The 17,157-nt window shown below is 52.0% G+C and carries 13 protein-coding genes and 1 other annotated feature; of the genes, 3 read left to right on the top strand and 10 right to left on the bottom strand.

Annotated features, from left to right (window positions below):
- Window positions 1–6: 6 nt before the first annotated feature.
- On the bottom strand, window positions 7–945 hold the full coding sequence (ribF, locus tag EH228_RS17780) for a bifunctional riboflavin kinase/FAD synthetase (protein WP_152322955.1): 939 nt from the start codon (window positions 943–945) through the stop codon (window positions 7–9).
- Window positions 946–1,262: 317 nt separating this feature from the next.
- Here ribF and rpsT point away from each other — a divergent pair, with 317 nt between their 5' ends.
- Window positions 1,263–1,526, top strand: a complete 264-nt coding sequence (gene rpsT, locus EH228_RS17775) for a 30S ribosomal protein S20 (RefSeq protein ID WP_152322954.1) — start codon at window positions 1,263–1,265, stop codon at window positions 1,524–1,526.
- Between the two features lie 97 nt (window positions 1,527–1,623).
- Here rpsT and nhaA read toward each other — a convergent pair whose 3' ends face one another.
- The 3 genes from nhaA to dnaK form a co-directional block, all read right to left on the bottom strand.
- Window positions 1,624–2,784, bottom strand: a complete 1,161-nt coding sequence (gene nhaA, locus EH228_RS17770; protein ID WP_152322953.1) for a Na+/H+ antiporter NhaA — start codon at window positions 2,782–2,784, stop codon at window positions 1,624–1,626.
- A gap of 201 nt (window positions 2,785–2,985) precedes the next feature.
- Window positions 2,986–4,122, bottom strand: coding sequence for a molecular chaperone DnaJ (gene dnaJ / locus EH228_RS17765; protein WP_152322952.1), 1,137 nt, complete (start codon window positions 4,120–4,122; stop codon window positions 2,986–2,988).
- Window positions 4,123–4,228: 106 nt separating this feature from the next.
- Complete coding sequence (dnaK, locus tag EH228_RS17760) at window positions 4,229–6,145, bottom strand: molecular chaperone DnaK (RefSeq protein WP_152322951.1); 1,917 nt, start codon at window positions 6,143–6,145, stop codon at window positions 4,229–4,231.
- Window positions 6,146–6,463: 318 nt separating this feature from the next.
- Here dnaK and satP point away from each other — a divergent pair, with 318 nt between their 5' ends.
- Window positions 6,464–7,066 (top strand): acetate uptake transporter, encoded by a 603-nt coding sequence (gene satP, locus EH228_RS17755; protein WP_152322950.1) that lies wholly within the window; start codon window positions 6,464–6,466, stop codon window positions 7,064–7,066.
- Window positions 7,067–7,178: 112 nt separating this feature from the next.
- On the opposite strand, the gene EH228_RS17750 is transcribed toward satP, so the two are convergent.
- From EH228_RS17750 to tal, 3 genes are all read right to left on the bottom strand, one after another.
- Window positions 7,179–8,486, bottom strand: coding sequence for an MFS transporter (locus tag EH228_RS17750; RefSeq protein ID WP_152322949.1), 1,308 nt, complete (start codon window positions 8,484–8,486; stop codon window positions 7,179–7,181).
- 125 nt (window positions 8,487–8,611) lie between these two features.
- Window positions 8,612–9,199: a molybdopterin adenylyltransferase gene (mog, locus tag EH228_RS17745; protein ID WP_152322948.1), complete on the bottom strand. Its 588-nt coding sequence runs from the start codon at window positions 9,197–9,199 to the stop codon at window positions 8,612–8,614.
- 145 nt (window positions 9,200–9,344) lie between these two features.
- The gene (tal, locus tag EH228_RS17740) at window positions 9,345–10,298 is read right to left on the bottom strand and encodes a transaldolase (RefSeq protein WP_152322947.1); all 954 of its coding nucleotides are present in this window, start codon (window positions 10,296–10,298) and stop codon (window positions 9,345–9,347) included.
- A 254-nt stretch (window positions 10,299–10,552) separates the two neighbouring features.
- Between tal and yaaA the strand changes: the two genes are divergently transcribed.
- A complete protein-coding gene (gene yaaA / locus EH228_RS17735; protein WP_152322946.1) occupies window positions 10,553–11,329 on the top strand; it encodes a peroxide stress protein YaaA in 777 nt (258 codons plus the stop codon).
- A 200-nt stretch (window positions 11,330–11,529) separates the two neighbouring features.
- On the opposite strand, the gene thrC is transcribed toward yaaA, so the two are convergent.
- The 3 genes from thrC to thrA are packed head-to-tail and all read right to left on the bottom strand — an operon-like array spanning window position 11,530 to window position 16,214.
- A complete protein-coding gene (gene thrC / locus EH228_RS17730) occupies window positions 11,530–12,816 on the bottom strand; it encodes a threonine synthase (RefSeq protein WP_152322945.1) in 1,287 nt (428 codons plus the stop codon).
- Window positions 12,817–12,819: 3 nt separating this feature from the next.
- Window positions 12,820–13,749, bottom strand: a complete 930-nt coding sequence (gene thrB / locus EH228_RS17725; protein ID WP_152322944.1) for a homoserine kinase — start codon at window positions 13,747–13,749, stop codon at window positions 12,820–12,822.
- A 2-nt stretch (window positions 13,750–13,751) separates the two neighbouring features.
- Complete coding sequence (gene thrA, locus EH228_RS17720) at window positions 13,752–16,214, bottom strand: bifunctional aspartate kinase/homoserine dehydrogenase I (protein ID WP_152322943.1); 2,463 nt, start codon at window positions 16,212–16,214, stop codon at window positions 13,752–13,754.
- 25 nt (window positions 16,215–16,239) lie between these two features.
- Window positions 16,240–16,357: a sequence feature (Thr leader region), on the bottom strand.
- Window positions 16,358–17,157: the final 800 nt, after the last annotated feature.

The raw sequence follows: 17,157 nt of genomic DNA, 5'->3' as shown, positions 1-17,157 counted from the left end.
TTCTGTTTAAACTGGTGTTTTCAGCCCAAAAAACTGTCGGGCCGTCACCACATCTTTAGCAATTTGCTCTTTAAGCGCATCCAGTGAAGCAAATCGCTGCTCATTACGTATTTTTTCACGGATCACCACATCTATATGGCGACCATACAAGTCCATCACAACATCCAGCAAATGAACTTCCAGTTGCTGACGCATTCCGGACACCGTAGGGCGGGTACCAATATTGGCAACGCCGGGCAAAGGCTTCTCGCCGAGGCCATAAACCTCAACAGCATAAACCCCTTTAACTGGCGAAACATAGCGCCTTAGCGGCAGGTTAGCGGTAGGGAAACCTATAGTCCGGCCCAGCGCGTCACCGTGCGTCACCCGGCCTGAAATGCTGAAAGGATGCCCCAAAAAAGCGGCCGCCAGCGGCAAATTGTCTTCTGCTAACGCCTGACGTATCGCGGTACTGCTGATACGCCGACCATCATCACAAAAGGTCTGGGTACTGATGACATCAAAGCCATATTCAGCACCCGCATCCTGTAATAACAGGAAATCCCCCTGGCGACCAGCGCCAAAGCGGAAATCATCACCCACGGCGAGAAATTTGACGCCAAGCTTGTCCACCAACAAATCAGCGACAAAACTTTGCGCGGTCTGTGCGGCAAAACGACGGTCGAAGCGCACACACAACACCGCGTCTACACCCGCGTCACTCAGATAACGGACTTTTTCACGCAGACGCGTCAACCGGGGCGGCGCTTTATCAGCCGCAAACAACTCCTGTGGTTGCGGTTCAAACAACATCACCACCACCGGCAGGTTGCGTTGACGTCCTTCTTCGCACAGACGGAGCAACAGTGCCTGATGGCCGCGATGAACCCCATCGAAATTACCGATAGTCAATACGCAACCGCGATGCTGCTCCCTGAGATTATGTATGCCGCGGATAAACTTCATGGCTGGCTCAAATTTGTGGAAATCGGCGGATTATACCTTGTACAGCGATGAAGGTTAACCCGCGAATGTGGCTTTCCCATGTTCCCGGAAGCATTTTCTGCGGCAAAAAGCGCGCTGAGCCCGCAAGAGACATTTATCTGCTGAATAAGCTGTATTCATCTGCACGAAGCTGGTAGAATCCTGCGCCATCGAAACGTAACCAGGTGCCGTTTTTTTATCGGCGCTTATTTGCACAAATCCATTGACAACCACAGGCTAAAAGAGGCATATTCCTCGGCCTTTGAATTGTCCTCATAGAACTATTTGGGAGTTGGACCTTGGCTAATATCAAATCAGCTAAGAAACGCGCAGTAACGTCTGAGAAGCGTCGTAAGCACAACGCTAGCCGTCGTTCAATGCTGCGTACTTTTATCAAGAAAGTGTATGCAGCTATCGCTGCTGGCGATAAAGCAGCTGCACAGAATGCATTTAATGAAATGCAACCTATTGTGGACCGCCAGGCTGCTAAAGGCCTGATCCACAAAAATAAAGCAGCGCGTCATAAAGCAAACCTGACAGCACAGATCAATAAACTGGCTTAATCGCCATGTTGTTAATTGTGCGTTGATAAAAAAACCGGCCTGGCCGGTTTTTTTATTGGCTGGACAAACATCTCCGCTCAGAACACACGCCCCGTGATTAGCGAAGTTTAATCCGCAACAGCGTATACCCCACCACGGCGGAAATCACCGACCCCGTGAGAATACCAAGCTTCGCTAACTTAACCATTTCAAGGTGCTCTGCATCAAAAGCCAGCGAAGCGATAAATATCGACATAGTAAAACCGATACCGCACAGCACCCCGATGGCTGCAATGTCCTGCATACGGGTGTTTTCCGGCAACGCAGCCAGTCGCAGCTTTACCGCCAGCCAACAAATCACGGTAATACCTACCGGCTTGCCAATAAACAGACCAAGGATAATGCCCACCGACACGGTAGGGAGTCCCCCATCCAGAGAAATACCGCTTAGCGAAACCCCGGCGTTAGCAAAGGCAAACAACGGTAAAATCAACCAACTGACCCACGGCGCCAGGCTACGAGCAAGGTGGATAGCGGGGGAATGCCCATTCTGTTTCTCAAGAGGGATAAACAAACCGACAATCACACCAGCAAGCGTCGCGTGAATGCCCGATTTCAGCACGGCGACCCACAACACCATCCCGACCAACATATAGACCGAAAGGTTGCGCACGCCAGAACGATTCAACAATGCTAATATCACTATCGCTCCGGCAGCCACGCACAATGAGACGACAGAAAGGTTCTCCGTATAGAAAAAGGCGATAATCAGGATCGCGCCAAGATCATCAATCACCGCCAGCGCCATCAGAAACATCTTCAGCGCCGGCGGCACACGACTTCCCAGCAAGGTCAGGATCCCCAGCGCAAAAGCAATATCAGTCGCGGTAGGGATCGCCCACCCCTGGATCGCCTGCGGATCGCTATGGTTCAGCAGCGCAAAGATGGCCCCCGGCGCGATCATCCCACCAATCGCCGCTATCAGTGGAAATATCGCGCGCTCACGCGTAGCAAGAGAACCAGACACCAGTTCATGTTTCACTTCCAGCCCAATCATCAAAAAGAACAAGGCCATCAACGCATCATTGATCCACAACTGCAGGTTTTTGCTAATATCCACCGCGCCAAAACGGAATTCGACGGGCATATTAAGCATCGACTGGTAGGCCGGTTGTGTACCCGTATTGTTCGCCAGGAACATCGCTACTGCCGCGGCAACGATCAACACCACACCGCCGGTGGCTTCATTTTTCAGTAGTCGTTTAAGCACTGATTGCATTGGAACCGTCCCTGTACAAAGAGATAATTGAAGGAGCTCAGCATACCGATTTTTCTCTCACCTAAGAAACCGTTTGTCCGTGGTCTGCGGTATAACAAAACATCCATCAGCAATAGATGGAAAGAGGTCATAAAAGTGAGATCCCGACGACAAAAAAATGGGCAGCGTATCAGGCTGCCCGATTTGGCTATTGGCGTTAAATTAACGGGTCAGATCGTCAAAGAATTTCTTCACACCGTCGAAGAAACTTTTAGAACGCGGGCTGTTTTTCTCGCCGCTCGGACCACCAAAGCTCTCTTCCAGCTCACGCAGCAGCGCTTTCTGCTTCTCGCTCAGGCTCACCGGGGTTTCCACCACCACCCGGCACAGCAAGTCGCCCTGCACGCCGCCGCGCACGGATTTAACCCCCTTGCCGCGCATCCGGAACAACTTGCCCGTCTGCGTTTCTGCCGGCACTTTCAACTTCACGCGGCCATCCAGGGTCGGCACTTCAATTTCCCCCCCTAATGCAGCCATCGCGAAATTAATCGGCACTTCGCAGTACAGGTTATTGTCTTCACGCTCAAAGATAGGATGTTTGCGCACCGAGACCTGCACATACAGATCACCCGCTGGCGCGCCATGCTCACCCGCTTCACCTTCTCCGCTCAGACGAATACGGTCGCCGGTATCCACACCCGCCGGAATTTTCACCGACAACGTTTTGGAGCGCTCCACGCGCCCGTGACCATGGCAGGCATGACAAGGATCTTTGATCATCGAACCGCGTCCGTGACAGGTTGGACACGCCTGCTGCACGGTAAAGAATCCCTGACGCATCTGCACCTGTCCCTGACCATGGCAGGTTGAACAGGTTTGCGGCTGTGTCCCGGGTTTCGAGCCACTGCCGTGGCAAACGCCACACTCTTCCAGCGTAGGGATACGGATCTCTTTGGTCACGCCGCGGACGGCTTCTTCAAGCGTCAGCTCCATGTTATAGCGTAAATCGGCCCCTCGCGCGGCTCGCTGCTGACGGCGGCCCCCGCCAAAAATATCGCCGAACACGTCGCCAAAGATATCACTGAAATCGGCTCCGCCGCCGCCAAAACCGCCGCCACCGCCCATACCACCTTGTTCAAAGGCAGCATGACCGTACTGATCGTAAGCCGCACGCTTCTGCGCATCGGTCAGGATTTCATAAGCTTCCTTGACCTCTTTAAATTTGGCTTCAGACGCTTTATCACCTGGATTACGGTCAGGATGGTATTTCATCGCCAGGCGTTTATAGGCCTTTTTGATTTCACGCTCTTCCGCTGATTTGGAAACGCCTAAAATCTCGTAATAGTCTTTCTTCGCCATTCTGGTGGTCCTGCCCTTAACATGCGTGCACGGGCGTGGAAAAACTCCGACGCCCGTGGGTTTAATCGGTGGCCTATCATCAGCCACCGTGCCCGCTCAAGGGCGATTATTTTTTATTGTCTTTGACTTCTTCAAATTCAGCGTCAACAACATCGTCATCTTTTTTCGCGGAAGCGTCGGTCGCCTCTGCGCCGCCAGCCGCCGCAGCTTGCTGTTGAGCAAACTCCATCAGCTTACTGGAGACTTGCATCAACGCCTGCATCTTCGCTTCGATTTCAGCTTTGTCTTCACCTTTCAACGCAGTATTCAGTTCAGTCAGGGCTGCTTCAATAGGCGCCTTGTCGTCTGCCGGCAGCTTATCTCCCGCTTCATCCAACTGCTTACGAGTACTGTGCGCCAGATGATCGGCCTGGTTACGAATCTGTACCAGTTCTTCGAACTTACGGTCGGACTCAGCATTCATCTCCGCGTCACGAACCATTTTTTCGATTTCATCATCGTTCAGACCAGAAGAAGCCTTAATGGTGATTTTCTGCTCTTTACCGCTGTTTTTATCTTTCGCCGACACATGCAGGATACCATCCGCATCAATGTCGAAGGTGACTTCGATCTGCGGCATACCGCGCGGCGCCGGCTGGATACCGTCCAGGTTGAACTGGCCGAGAGATTTGTTATCTGCCGCACGTTTACGCTCACCCTGCACCACGTGAATGGTCACCGCCGACTGGTTGTCTTCTGCCGTGGAGAACACCTGACTGTGCTTCGTCGGGATCGTGGTGTTCTTGTTGATCAGCGGGGTCATCACGCCGCCCATGGTTTCGATACCCAAAGACAACGGCGTCACATCCAGCAGCAGCACGTCTTTCACATCACCAGCCAGCACACCACCCTGCACCGCCGCACCCACAGCAACGGCTTCATCCGGGTTCACATCTTTACGTGGCTCTTTACCAAAGAACTCGGCAACTTTCGCCTGTACCAGCGGCATACGCGTCTGACCACCGACCAGGATAACATCATTGATGTCAGACACTGACAAACCGGCATCCTGCAAAGCCACTTTCAGTGGATCGATAGAACGCGCCACCAGGTCTTCTACCAGCGATTCCAGTTTCGCACGAGTCACTTTAATGTTCAGGTGTTTAGGACCGGTGGCATCAGCCGTGATGTACGGCAGGTTAACGTCGGTCTGCTGAGCGGAAGACAGCTCAATTTTCGCTTTCTCCGCCGCTTCTTTCAGACGCTGCATCGCCAGCGGATCATTGTGCAGATCGATGCCCTGATCTTTCTTAAATTCTGCCACCAGATAGTTGATCATACGGCTGTCGAAGTCTTCACCACCCAAGTGGGTATCGCCGTTGGTCGCCAATACTTCAAACGTTTTTTCGCCTTCAACTTCATCGATTTCAATGATAGAAATATCGAAGGTACCACCCCCCAAGTCATAAACCGCAATAGTGCGGTTTCCCTGGCCTTTATCCAGACCATAAGCCAGTGCAGCAGCGGTGGGTTCGTTGATGATACGCTTCACATCCAGACCGGCGATACGCCCGGCATCTTTAGTTGCCTGACGCTGCGCATCGTTGAAGTAGGCGGGTACAGTGATAACCGCTTCCGTTACCGGCTCGCCCAGATAGTCTTCCGCCGTTTTCTTCATTTTTTTCAGCACTTCTGCAGAAATCTGCGGCGGTGCCATTTTTTGGCCCTTCACATCCAGCCAGGCGTCGCCATTGTCAGAAGCGATAATCTTGTAAGGCATGATTTTGAGATCACGCTGTACTTCTTCATCCTGGAAACGACGACCAATCAGGCGTTTGATCGCAAACAGGGTATTCTGTGGGTTGGTCACCGCCTGACGTTTAGCCGGCTGACCGACCAGGATCTCACCATCCTGCGTATAAGCAATAATGGAAGGAGTGGTACGATCGCCCTCCGCATTATCCAGTACGCGAGGTTTGCCGCCATCCATAATCGCAACACAAGAGTTAGTCGTACCCAGGTCAATACCAATAATCTTACCCATCTAAACGTCTCCCACTTAAATTCATTTCAAATCAGGTATGCACACTAAATGCGGTCTGTTTTCGCTGTTTCAACGCCTGACGCCGCGCTTTTTTCCGGGTACATATCCTCGGATGCCAAATAAGATGGGGCCATCCCTTCAGGCATCAAGGGGGAAGGTAAAAAAAATTTCAAATTTATCATTCTTCAGATCAATGTTTCCCTCCCGGCGGCTCATTATCATGCCGCGTACACAGACAAAGCTGGCCGATTTTGCCTTATGCAAACCAGCGGGGACGTGACGATATTATTCCATTTGTTCTTTGAAAATTGAGGGAATATGCACATTAACAAACTGGCGAACCCTGGCCCTTTAGGGCTGATGGGCTTTGGAACCACAACCATTTTACTGAACCTGCACAACGCCGGTTTTTTCCCGATGAACTCGGCCATTATCAGTATGGGCATTTTCTTTGGCGGGCTGGCGCAGATCCTCGCGGGCCTGCTGGAATATAAAAAAGGCAATACCTTTGGTCTGACCGCGTTTACCTCTTACGGCTGTTTTTGGTTAAGTCTGGTCGGTATTTTTGTGCTGCCGAGAATGAATCTGGCTGAACCGGCCGATGCCACTATGTTGGGGATGTATCTGGCGCTGTGGGGCGTATTCACCCTGTTTATGTTTTTTGGCACCCTGAGCAGTAATCGCGCGTTGCAGTTCGTTTTTGCCAGCCTGACTGTCCTGTTCGCCCTGCTGGCTTATGGCAACATCAGCGGTAATCATCGTGTGATCATTTTCGCCGGTTATGAGGGCATTCTCTGCGGTGCCAGCGCGATTTATCTGGCGATGGCCGACGTGATCAATGAGCAACGAGGTCGTCAGTTGCTGCCGATCGGCGAATTGGTTCACGCCACGCCGCTAAGCGAAGAAATGCGTCAGGTATAGAACCCGGCAGCGCAGTTTCAGAAACTGTCGCGCATAAAGCGCTCTGTTGCCCGGGTCATGGCTCGTTCTGCGGGCCATGACCCGGTGCTGAATCAGTCCACGCAAATTTATTTTAACTGTAACTGTCGACTCGCTCACCCCGGTCACGATAAGCAAAATCACGCCGTAGCCAGCTCCCCAGCAGTACCCCGATAACGGACAACGCCAGTATATAATAAGCGGGCGCCAGTGGCGTCACGGCCATGATTAGCGTGACGAAAATAGGGGTCAAACCACCAAAAATGGCATAGGCGACATTGTAAGAGAAGGAAATACCGCTAAACCGCACTGCTGCCGGGAACGCCCGCACCATCACATAAGGTACCGCACCCACCACTCCCACGCTGTACCCCACCAGAGCATAACTGGCGAAAAGCCAGTGCGGATGCTCACCTACCGTCCGGTAAAACACCCAGCTACAGACCGCCAACAGCACGCTACCAAAAACAAATGTCTTGCTGGCGCCAAAGCGATCAGCAGACAGTCCCGCACTGAGACAACCGGCGATCAGGGCGATAGTCGCGAGGCTGTTAGCCTGCAGTGCCTGAGCCGTGGCGATACCGTACACTTTTTGTAGCCAGGCTGGCGTCATCAGAATAACCACCACAATCCCCGCCGAAAGCAGCCAGGTCAACAACATACACACCACGACTTCTTTCTTGTGATTCACTATCACTGCTTTCAGCGGCAGTTCTCTCGCCAGGGCCTTACGCGCCTCAAGCTCAATAAAAATCGGGGTTTCCTTGAGCCAACGGCGCAGATACATCGTGATCAGTCCAAACACGCCGCCCAGCAGGAAAGGTATACGCCAGCCGCCTGCAACAATACCATGCGGACTAAAACCTTTATTAATCAGGGTGGCGACCACCGACCCCAACAGGATCCCGATCGTCAACCCCGCGGTCAGCATGCCACAGGCAAAACCGATGCGCTTCTCCGGCACGTGTTCGGCAACAAATACCCAGGCGCCGGGGACTTCACCGCCTACCGCAGCCCCCTGTAGCACACGCAGCAACAGCAGCAGAACCGGCGCCGTAATACCGAGCGTGTCATAAGTGGGCAGCAAGCCCATCGCCAGTGTTGGCAACGCCATCAGCAGGATACTGAGGCTGAACATCTTCTTACGCCCTTTACTGTCGCCAAAATGCGCCATAATTATTCCCCCCAGGGGACGGGCTAAATAACCGGCGGCGAAAATCGAAAAAGTCTGCACCTGACGGAGCCAGTCGGGAATATCCGCAGGGAAAAAGAGATTGCCAATCACCGCGGCGAAAAATACAAAAATGATGAAGTCGTAGAACTCCAGCGCGCCACCCAGCGCCGCCAGAGAGAGGGTTTGGTAATCCTGCCAGTTCAACCGGCGCATATTGTCGGCTTTCATATTGATTCAGGCGCATCCCGAAGTGGAAAAAAAGTCTCATCAGAAACTGTAAAGCTGAACGTACTATAGCGTTCATTTTTCGCCACACCAGAGGTGCTGAATTTTATGCCTGAATCAGATAATTTTTAGCTGTTTGTCTCGCGTCGGGCGCTTTTAGGACGAAATGCTGCTACCACCGCCGCATTGGTCTCCACATAGGGCCCCTCCAGCAGTTGGATACAATACGGTACGCTAGCAAAAATACCGTGAACGTGTACCCGTCCTTCCGCGTCCTTCAACCCTTCCAGAGTTTCTTTGATCGATTTCGGCTGGCCCGGCAAATTGATGATCAACGACTGTTTACGGATGACCCCCACCTGACGTGAAAGGAGCGCGGTCGGCACAAAGTGTAAACTTATCTGGCGCATTTGCTCACCAAAACCCGGCATCTCCCGATCGGCGATCGCCAGTGTGGCGTCGGGTGTGACATCACGCCGTGCCGGACCTGTACCGCCCGTGGTCAGTATCAGATGGCAGAACAACTCATCCACCAGCTCACAGATCGTCTGCTCAATGATTGATTGCTCATCCGGCACCAGGCGCTTTTCCAGGGTGAACGGGGTAGTCAGAGCCTGGGCCAGCCATGCTTCCAGCGCAGGCAACCCCTGGTCCTGGTAAATGCCATTGGCGGCGCGATCGGAAACAGAAATTAATCCTATGCGTAATGTATTCATCGTGTCGTCACCGTGATTGCGACCATCTGAGGTACGCGGACGCGGGATTATAAGGGGAATTGAAGAGAAAGCATAAACATTGCAACGCAGGATGTACAGCGAGGGAAAAGCGTGGCCGGGAATCCCCAGCCACGACATACTTTACTTACAGCAAGTCAGCGATCATCTTGTCCAGTTTGCCCTGGTCGATGGCAAAGTTACGGATGCCCTGCGCCAGTTTGTCCACTGCCATTGGATCCTGATTGTGCTGCCACAGGAATTCAGATTCGGTCATTTTCGCCGGACGCGCTTTCACGTCTCCGCTCCAGAACAGTTTACGCTCCAGCGTACCTTCGCTCTCGGCCAGTTCTTTCAGTAAGCCTGGGGAGATAGTCAGACGGTCACACCCCGCCAGCTCGATGATTTCGCCAATGTTACGGAAGCTGGCACCCATCACCACGGTCTCGTAACCATGCTGCTTATAATATTTGTAGATTTCAGACACCGAAACCACGCCGGGATCTTCATGCGCGGCATACTCTTTCTTGTCGGTATTGGCTTTGTACCAGTCCAGGATACGGCCGACGAACGGAGAAATCAGATACACGCCGGCTTCTGCACACGCCCGCGCCTGAGCAAAGGAGAACAACAGCGTCAGGTTACAGTTGATACCTTCTTTTTCCAGTTGCTCCGCCGCGCGGATCCCCTGCCAGGTTGAGGCCAGTTTGATCAGGATACGATCGTTACTGATACCGGCGTCGTTATACAATTTGATCAGAGAACGCGCTTTATTAATACTGCCTTCAGTATCATATGACAGACGGGCATCCACTTCGGTAGAAATGCGACCAGGCACCAGCTTGAGGATTTCCAGCCCGATGTTCACGGCCAGCTTATCCGCAGCATACTGAATCTGCTCTTCCTTCTTGCTGCTCTGCTGGCGAGCCCAGGCTACCGCCTCGTCAATCAACTTACGGTATTCAGGAAGCTGTGCGGCGCTCAGGATCAGGGAAGGGTTGGTGGTGGCATCTTGTGGCTGGTACAGCTTCATCGCGGCAATGTCGCCGGTGTCAGCAACCACGGTAGTGAGTTGACGCAGGGAAGTCAGTTTGTCCGTCATAGTTGTCATTCTCATCAAAGTAGCGTTATCGGGGTCTTGAATATCTCTGTAATGGATGATATCACGCGCCACCTGCCATGCAAGGTAAGGTTGCCATGAGGCCACTGAGTGCTAAATTAGCCTGACAGGCACCTCATCCGTCGCCGGAAATAAGTGGCGGCAATGGCAGCGATTTATCTTTTCATCGCCCTTTTTTGTTACAGTAGCGCCTTGCTCATTGTTGCCTTATCGGGCGTTGTTATAAGGATCCTGTCATGTTGATGGTTATCTCCCCGGCTAAAACGCTGGATTTTACCAGTCCGCTGGCCACCGACCGTTTCACCCAACCGGCGCTGCTGGATGATGCCCACAAACTGATTGCGGTGGCGCGAAAACTCACGCCCCGGCAGATTGGCTCACTGATGAGCATCAGCGACAAGCTGGCTGATTTAAACGCGGGACGTTTCCAAAACTGGCAAACGCCCTTTACGCCGGACAACGCTCGTCAGGCTATCCTGGCGTTTAAAGGGGACGTTTACACCGGCCTGCAGGCTGAAACCTTCAACGAAAAAGATTTCGATTTCGCTCAGCAGCATCTGCGCATGTTATCTGGCCTGTATGGCCTGCTACGCCCGTTGGATCTGATGCAGCCGTACCGTCTGGAAATGGGCGTCAAACTGGAAAATCCAGCCGGGAAAGATCTCTACAGCTTCTGGGGAGAACGCCTGACTGATGCGCTGAATGCGGCGCTCGCCGAGCAGGGGGACGATATACTGATAAACCTGGCTTCCGACGAATATTTCAAAGCCGTGCAGCCGAAAAAACTGCAGGGTCGCATCATCAAGCCGGTGTTCCTGGATGAGAAAAACGGCAAATTCAAGGTAATCAGTTTCTATGCCAAAAAGGCGCGCGGCCTGATGAGTCGTTACATTATTACCCACCGTCTGACGAAACCAGCGCAGCTGCAGCAATTCGATGTGGATGGCTATTGTTTTGCTGCGGACGAAAGCAGCGACCATGAGCTGGTGTTCAAACGCCCAGAAATGGCCTGATGCTCCCCCTCATGCGACAGAGCACCGGTGCTGCTGGCTACGGTCCGGCGGGACAGCGCACCTGCGCATACTGCGTGATTCAGCCTGCTGACCTCGCTTCTTCGGGGTCAGATCTGTTCACGCTTTTTATCCTGAGGCTGAAATGATTCAAGAAATACCGTGCTGAAAAGGCCCTGACCAGATAGTCAGGGCCGGCGGGCTTATTTGTGCAGCAAGAACGCACGCAGTTCAGCAAAATTCGCCGCCATCTGATGTGACAATAGCGGCAGATTAGCGCGTTCAGCTAATGCTTCTGGCAGGGACAATGTCTGACCGAGGATCGCTTCCACGCTCTCCTTAAATTTCGCCGGATGAGCCGTTCCCAGGAACAGACCAAACTCCCCTTCCTGCAGTTGATCGCGTAACAGACGATAAGCGATAGCCGCATGAGGCTCAGAGATATACCCCAGCGAGGCCAGTTCACGAAGGGTGGTTTTGGTGGTTTCATCATCTACCGCACCGTAGCCCAAATCAGTCAACCGCCAGGTTTTACGACGGAAAATTTCCTCCACGCGCGGCCAGTTGTTCGGCTGGCTGACATCCATCGCATTCGACAACGTGGCAACCGTGGCATTGGGTCGCCACTCACCCTCAGCCAGGAACCGGGGAACGGTATCGTTAGTGTTGGTGGCGGCGATAAAACGCTTCACTGGCAATCCCAGGGATTTCGCCAGCAAACCTGCCGTCAGATCGCCAAAATTACCACTCGGGACGGAAATCACCAGTTGGTTACGTTTTTCCTGTGGTAGCTGGGCCACGGCTTCGAAGTAATAGCAAATCTGCGCCAGCAAACGACTGATATTGATTGAGTTGGCGGAGTTGAGGCCAATAGCTTTTTTCAACAACTGATCATCAAAGGCTTGTTTGACCAGCGCCTGACAGGCGTCAAAATCGCCATCAATCGCGATGGTCTGGATATTGCCGCCCAGCGTACAGAACAATTTTTCCTGCAACGGGCTGATTTTGCCTTGCGGATAGAGGATAACCACGCGCACGTTATCCATCCCGTAGAAAGCATGGGCGACAGCGGCCCCGGTATCGCCAGAGGTCGCGGTCAGAATGGTTATCTTCTCATCGGCTTCGCTAGCCCAGGACAGCATCTGGGCCATAAAGCGGCCACCGAAATCTTTAAAAGCCAGCGTCGGGCCATGGAACAGTTCCAGCGAAGAGATATCATCGGTGACTTTGGTCACCGGGGCGGGGAAAGTAAACGCACTTTTCAGGCGCTCATGCAATTGATGCGGCGCAATTTCGTCACCGATAAAAGCCGAGAGAATTTTGCTACTCCGGCTGACGAAATCCATGTCGAGCATCTCGTCAATATCGGTCAGCTCAAACTCAGGCAACTCAAGTGGGAAAAACAGCCCCTGCTGTTTGCCCAATCCCTGTTTCACCGCCTGCGAGAAGCTCACCTGCTCGTTATGATCCTTTAGATTATACAGTTTCATGCGTTATCCCAGTTTACGTGCGCCTGCCGTGTCAATGCGGCAAATATGAACGAAGCCTTCATCATTTTGTAGATAGTGCTGACGAAGCCAGTCTGCCATGTGCTGAGCCGTATCCGCTTGATCGCTGACGGCAAACAACGTTGGACCGGAGCCAGAAATGCCGCAGGCCAGAGCGCCGATATGATTAAGCGCCTGACGGGCTTCAGCAAACCCCGGTAAAAGTTTAGTGCGGTATGGCTCGGCGATCACATCCCGCATCAGCTTCACCGCCAGTTCAGGCTGCTGTGTATGGCAGGCATGAATAAATCCGCCCAGATAGCGACCATGTTTAATAATGTCTTCTTTGCGGTATTCCGCTGGCAGAATAGCCCGAGCTTCCGCTGTGGAAACCTTGATGCCTGGGTAAGCCATCACCCATAACCAGTGCTCAAAATCCGGCACTTGCTGGCTGATAATGCCATTTTCTTCCAGCATCAGTTGCATACCGCCAAGGAAGCAAGGCGCGACGTTATCATAATGCACACTGCCGGAAATCCGCCCTTCCAGTTCGCCCATCAGTACCAGCAGTTCAGTCTCATTCAGCGGCTTACCACAGTGTTCGTTCATCGCCATTAAACCCGCCACCACTGAACAGGCGCTGGAACCCAGACCGGAACCAATTGGCATGTTTTTTTCCAGCGTCATCGCCACCGGAACCCGTTTGCCAATAGCGTTACAGAAACGGTCCCAGCACTGCCAGACAATATTTGCCTGCGGGTTCGTCGGCAGCTTGCTGACAAAGCGCCCCTCGTTGCGTAAGCTGAACTCACTGGCCGCTTCCACCGTCACACAATCCCCCAGCAACGAACCATCCACCGGGGAAACGGCCGCGCCCAGCACATCAAAGCCCACGCTCACATTGCCGATTGAGGCAGGGGCATAAATCTTGACCATTGTTAAACTCCCAACTTCCATGACAAGGTTCGCAGTAGATCGGCGAACACACCTGCGGCAGTCACATCATTACCCGCACCGTAACCGCGCAGAACCAACGGAATAGGCTGATAATAACGACTATAGAAAGCCAGCGCATTCTCGCCGTTTTTCACTTTATACAGTGGATCATTGCCGTCCACCGCATCAACTTTTACCCGACAGCGCCCACCTTCTTCAATGACCCCGACGAAACGCAGCACTTTACCCTCTTTTGCCGCACTGGCCACACGGGAAGCAAAAATATTATCGAGCTCCGGCAACCGGGCCATAAAGGTTTCCACGTCGTTAATGGCGATGAACTCTTCTGGCAGGATAGCCTCAATCTCAATGTCGCTCAGTTCCAACTGATAACCCGCTTCACGCGCCAGGATCAGCAGTTTGCGCGCCACATCCATTCCGGAAAGGTCATCACGCGGGTCCGGCTCGGTAAAGCCCATTTCACGCGCCATTTTGGTGGCGTCTGACAGTGAAACGCCTTCATCCAACTGACCAAAAATAAAGGACAGCGAACCGGAAAGAATACCGGAGAAACGCAGCAACTCATCACCGGCATTCAACAGATTTTGCAAGTTTTCGATAACCGGCAGGCCCGCGCCCACATTGGTATCGTACAGGAATTTTCGACGTGATTTCGCCGCCGCCGCACGTATTTGCTGATAGTAATGATATGAAGACGTGTTGGCCTTTTTATTCGGCGTCACCACATGGAAACCATCCGCGAGGAAATCCGCATACTGGTCGGCTAATGCCTGGCTGGAGGTACAGTCAACAATCACCGGATTAAGCAAATGATACTCTTTCACCAGGCGGTTCAGACGCGGCAAATTAAAGGGTTCTTTCGCTTGCTGTAATGCCTCTTTCCAGTTATCCAGTACAATGCCATGAACATGGGTCAGCAACGCTTTTGAGTTAGCGATGCCGCAGACTCGCAGGTCGATGTGTTTATTCTTCAACCAGGCCTGCTGACGATGCAACTGTTCGATCAGCGCCGCACCCACGCCACCCACGCCGATAACAAACACTTCTATCACTTGATCGGTAGCAAACAGCATCTGGTGTACAACCCGCACACCGGTAGTGACATCTTCGTTATTCACCACCACTGAAATGGATCGCTCAGACGAGCCCTGCGCAATCGCTATGATATTAATATTGGCCCGCGCCAGCGCCGAGAAGAATTTAGCCGAAATCCCCCGCTGAGTACGCATGCCATCACCGACCACGGAGATAACCGCCAGATTTTCCATCACGTCCAATGGCTCCAGCAGACCATCTTTCAATTCCAGATAGAATTCATCTTCCAGCACGCGACGCGCCCGCTGCAAGTCGCTCTGCGGCACGCAAAAGCTAATGCTGTATTCAGAAGAGGATTGCGTTATCAATACCACGGAAATACCGCTGCGTGACATGGTCGCAAACACCCGGGCCGCCATGCCGATCATGCCTTTCATCCCCGGGCCGGAAACGTTGAACATCACCATATTATTGAGGTTGGTAATCCCCTTCACCGGATTATCGTCATCCGGACTATTACCACCGATTAACGTACCCGGCGCCTGCGGATTAGCCGTATTTTTAATCCGGCAGGGGATCTGGAACTGGGCAATTGGCGCGATGGTACGGGGATGCAACACTTTTGCGCCAAAGTAGGACAGCTCCATTGCCTCCCGATAAGACATCGATTTGAGGAGTCTGGCATCTGGCACCTGGCGCGGATCGCATGTATACACCCCATCAACGTCAGTCCAGATTTCGCAGCAGTCGGCGCGCAGGCAAGCCGCCAGCACAGCGGCAGAATAATCGGAACCGTTACGTCCCAGCACCACCAGTTCGCCTTTATCATTACCGGCGGTGAAACCCGCCATCAATATCATGTTTTCTGCCGGGATTTTACTGGCGGCGATTCGCCGGGTTGATTCAGGAATATCAACGGTGGATTCCAGATAATGCCCTACAGCCAGCAGCTTCTCGACGGGATCGATAACGCTGACGCCATGACCTCGCGCCTGCAGCAGAGCCGCCATAATCGCGATAGAGAGCTTCTCGCCGCGGCAAATAATAGCGGCGTTCACACGGTCCGGACACTGGCCCAGTAGGCTGATACCATGCAAAACCTGTTTTAACTGGACGAACTCCTCGTCCACCACCGCTTTCAACCTGTCATAGTTGAACCCCGGTTGCGCCGTCGCCAGCCCCTGCAACAACGCCGCGAAAATGCCCTCCGCATCGCGAATATTCGCTTGTGCATCCTGTCCGCTGATGGTCTTCTCAATCATCGCCACCAGATGGTTAGTAATTTTTGCTGGCGCAGACAATACGGTAGCAACTTGTCCCTGCTGCGCATTACTTTCCAAAATGTCAGCCACGCGCAAAAATCTTTCCGCATTGGCTACTGAAGTTCCACCGAATTTCAGCACTCGCATTTTCAAACTCTCCTGAATTTTCGCCGAAAAAAAAGCCCGCACTGTTTAGGTGCGGGCTTTTTTTTGTTTTTCCTGAATGCGTCAGCCCACACCGTTACCTGTAGTAATGGTGGTGATAATAATGATGGTTGTCATCCGGCTGTTTGTACGCATGGTAAATTTATCGTCTGTCTGTGAATTCTGTCGAGTATCAGAAGTAAAGCAAACGCCCTTACAAGTCAATTTTTTTATCGCCCGACGACCGTCCAGTGCTAATAGCCGGCCCCCGAAATCTTGTCATATTTTTGCTCAAAATCGTCACGACACATTAAAAAAATAAAAAAAAACAGAATATTTTTCTAAAAAATACGAACTCACCAGGCCTTTTATCCAAACACTTTTCTGCTCACCACGACGCCTGTGGACCGGCCATTCCAATCACTGGGCGAGGCCATCAACGCCTCTTCGGGCATGGCATTATCCTGATCCAGAATTTATCCATTTCAGTATGATCAGAGGATAGCCGTAATTAAGAAGAACACAGAATTGCCTGCTGGTCGTTCAAAGGCGGCAATATTGACACGGACGAGAGATTAAAAAAACACGATGTACCATTTAACAATTTTTAAACATGAGTCAAAAATACTAATCTGTTATAACCAAAAGATATGACATATTTTCTCTTAAATCAGAGATAAAAACATTTATCTCTCTATAATCCTATTTACTTCAAACAATTAATAAATGTTAAATTTTAGCTATCCACTCTCCAGAAGAGTCCGACCCAATACCCACTAAATAATCAATTTTGTGAGCTAAACCAGCATTCCATGAAGGGTTTTTCATAAATGAGTTAACGTGCTACAATTGGTTTGATATAAGTCAATTAAGCCTTAATTATCGCTGGTTGCTTGTGGCTTGTGCTGTTATGTCGCTGTTAATGAGGTTAGGATATACGCCATTT

Origin of the sequence: Erwinia endophytica (assembly GCF_009295515.1) — a bacterium.
Lineage (GTDB): Bacteria > Pseudomonadota > Gammaproteobacteria > Enterobacterales > Enterobacteriaceae > Erwinia > Erwinia endophytica.
This window is presented reverse-complemented; position numbering and strand designations above follow the sequence as displayed.

Excerpts from the sequence above, each read along its gene's own strand:
- ribF (WP_152322955.1), bottom strand. The coding sequence starts at position 945 with ATGAAGTTTATCCGCGGCATACATAATCTCAGGGAGCAGCATCGCGGT.
- thrC (WP_152322945.1), bottom strand. The coding sequence starts at position 12,816 with ATGAAACTGTATAATCTAAAGGATCATAACGAGCAGGTGAGCTTCTCG.
- mog (WP_152322948.1), bottom strand. The coding sequence starts at position 9,199 with ATGAATACATTACGCATAGGATTAATTTCTGTTTCCGATCGCGCCGCC.
- thrA (WP_152322943.1), bottom strand. The coding sequence starts at position 16,214 with ATGCGAGTGCTGAAATTCGGTGGAACTTCAGTAGCCAATGCGGAAAGA.
- tal (WP_152322947.1), bottom strand. The coding sequence starts at position 10,298 with ATGACGGACAAACTGACTTCCCTGCGTCAACTCACTACCGTGGTTGCT.
- nhaA (WP_152322953.1), bottom strand. The coding sequence starts at position 2,784 with ATGCAATCAGTGCTTAAACGACTACTGAAAAATGAAGCCACCGGCGGT.
- satP (WP_152322950.1), top strand. The coding sequence starts at position 6,464 with ATGCACATTAACAAACTGGCGAACCCTGGCCCTTTAGGGCTGATGGGC.
- dnaJ (WP_152322952.1), bottom strand. The coding sequence starts at position 4,122 with ATGGCGAAGAAAGACTATTACGAGATTTTAGGCGTTTCCAAATCAGCG.
- dnaK (WP_152322951.1), bottom strand. The coding sequence starts at position 6,145 with ATGGGTAAGATTATTGGTATTGACCTGGGTACGACTAACTCTTGTGTT.
- EH228_RS17750 (WP_152322949.1), bottom strand. The coding sequence starts at position 8,486 with ATGAAAGCCGACAATATGCGCCGGTTGAACTGGCAGGATTACCAAACC.
- thrB (WP_152322944.1), bottom strand. The coding sequence starts at position 13,749 with ATGGTCAAGATTTATGCCCCTGCCTCAATCGGCAATGTGAGCGTGGGC.
- yaaA (WP_152322946.1), top strand. The coding sequence starts at position 10,553 with ATGTTGATGGTTATCTCCCCGGCTAAAACGCTGGATTTTACCAGTCCG.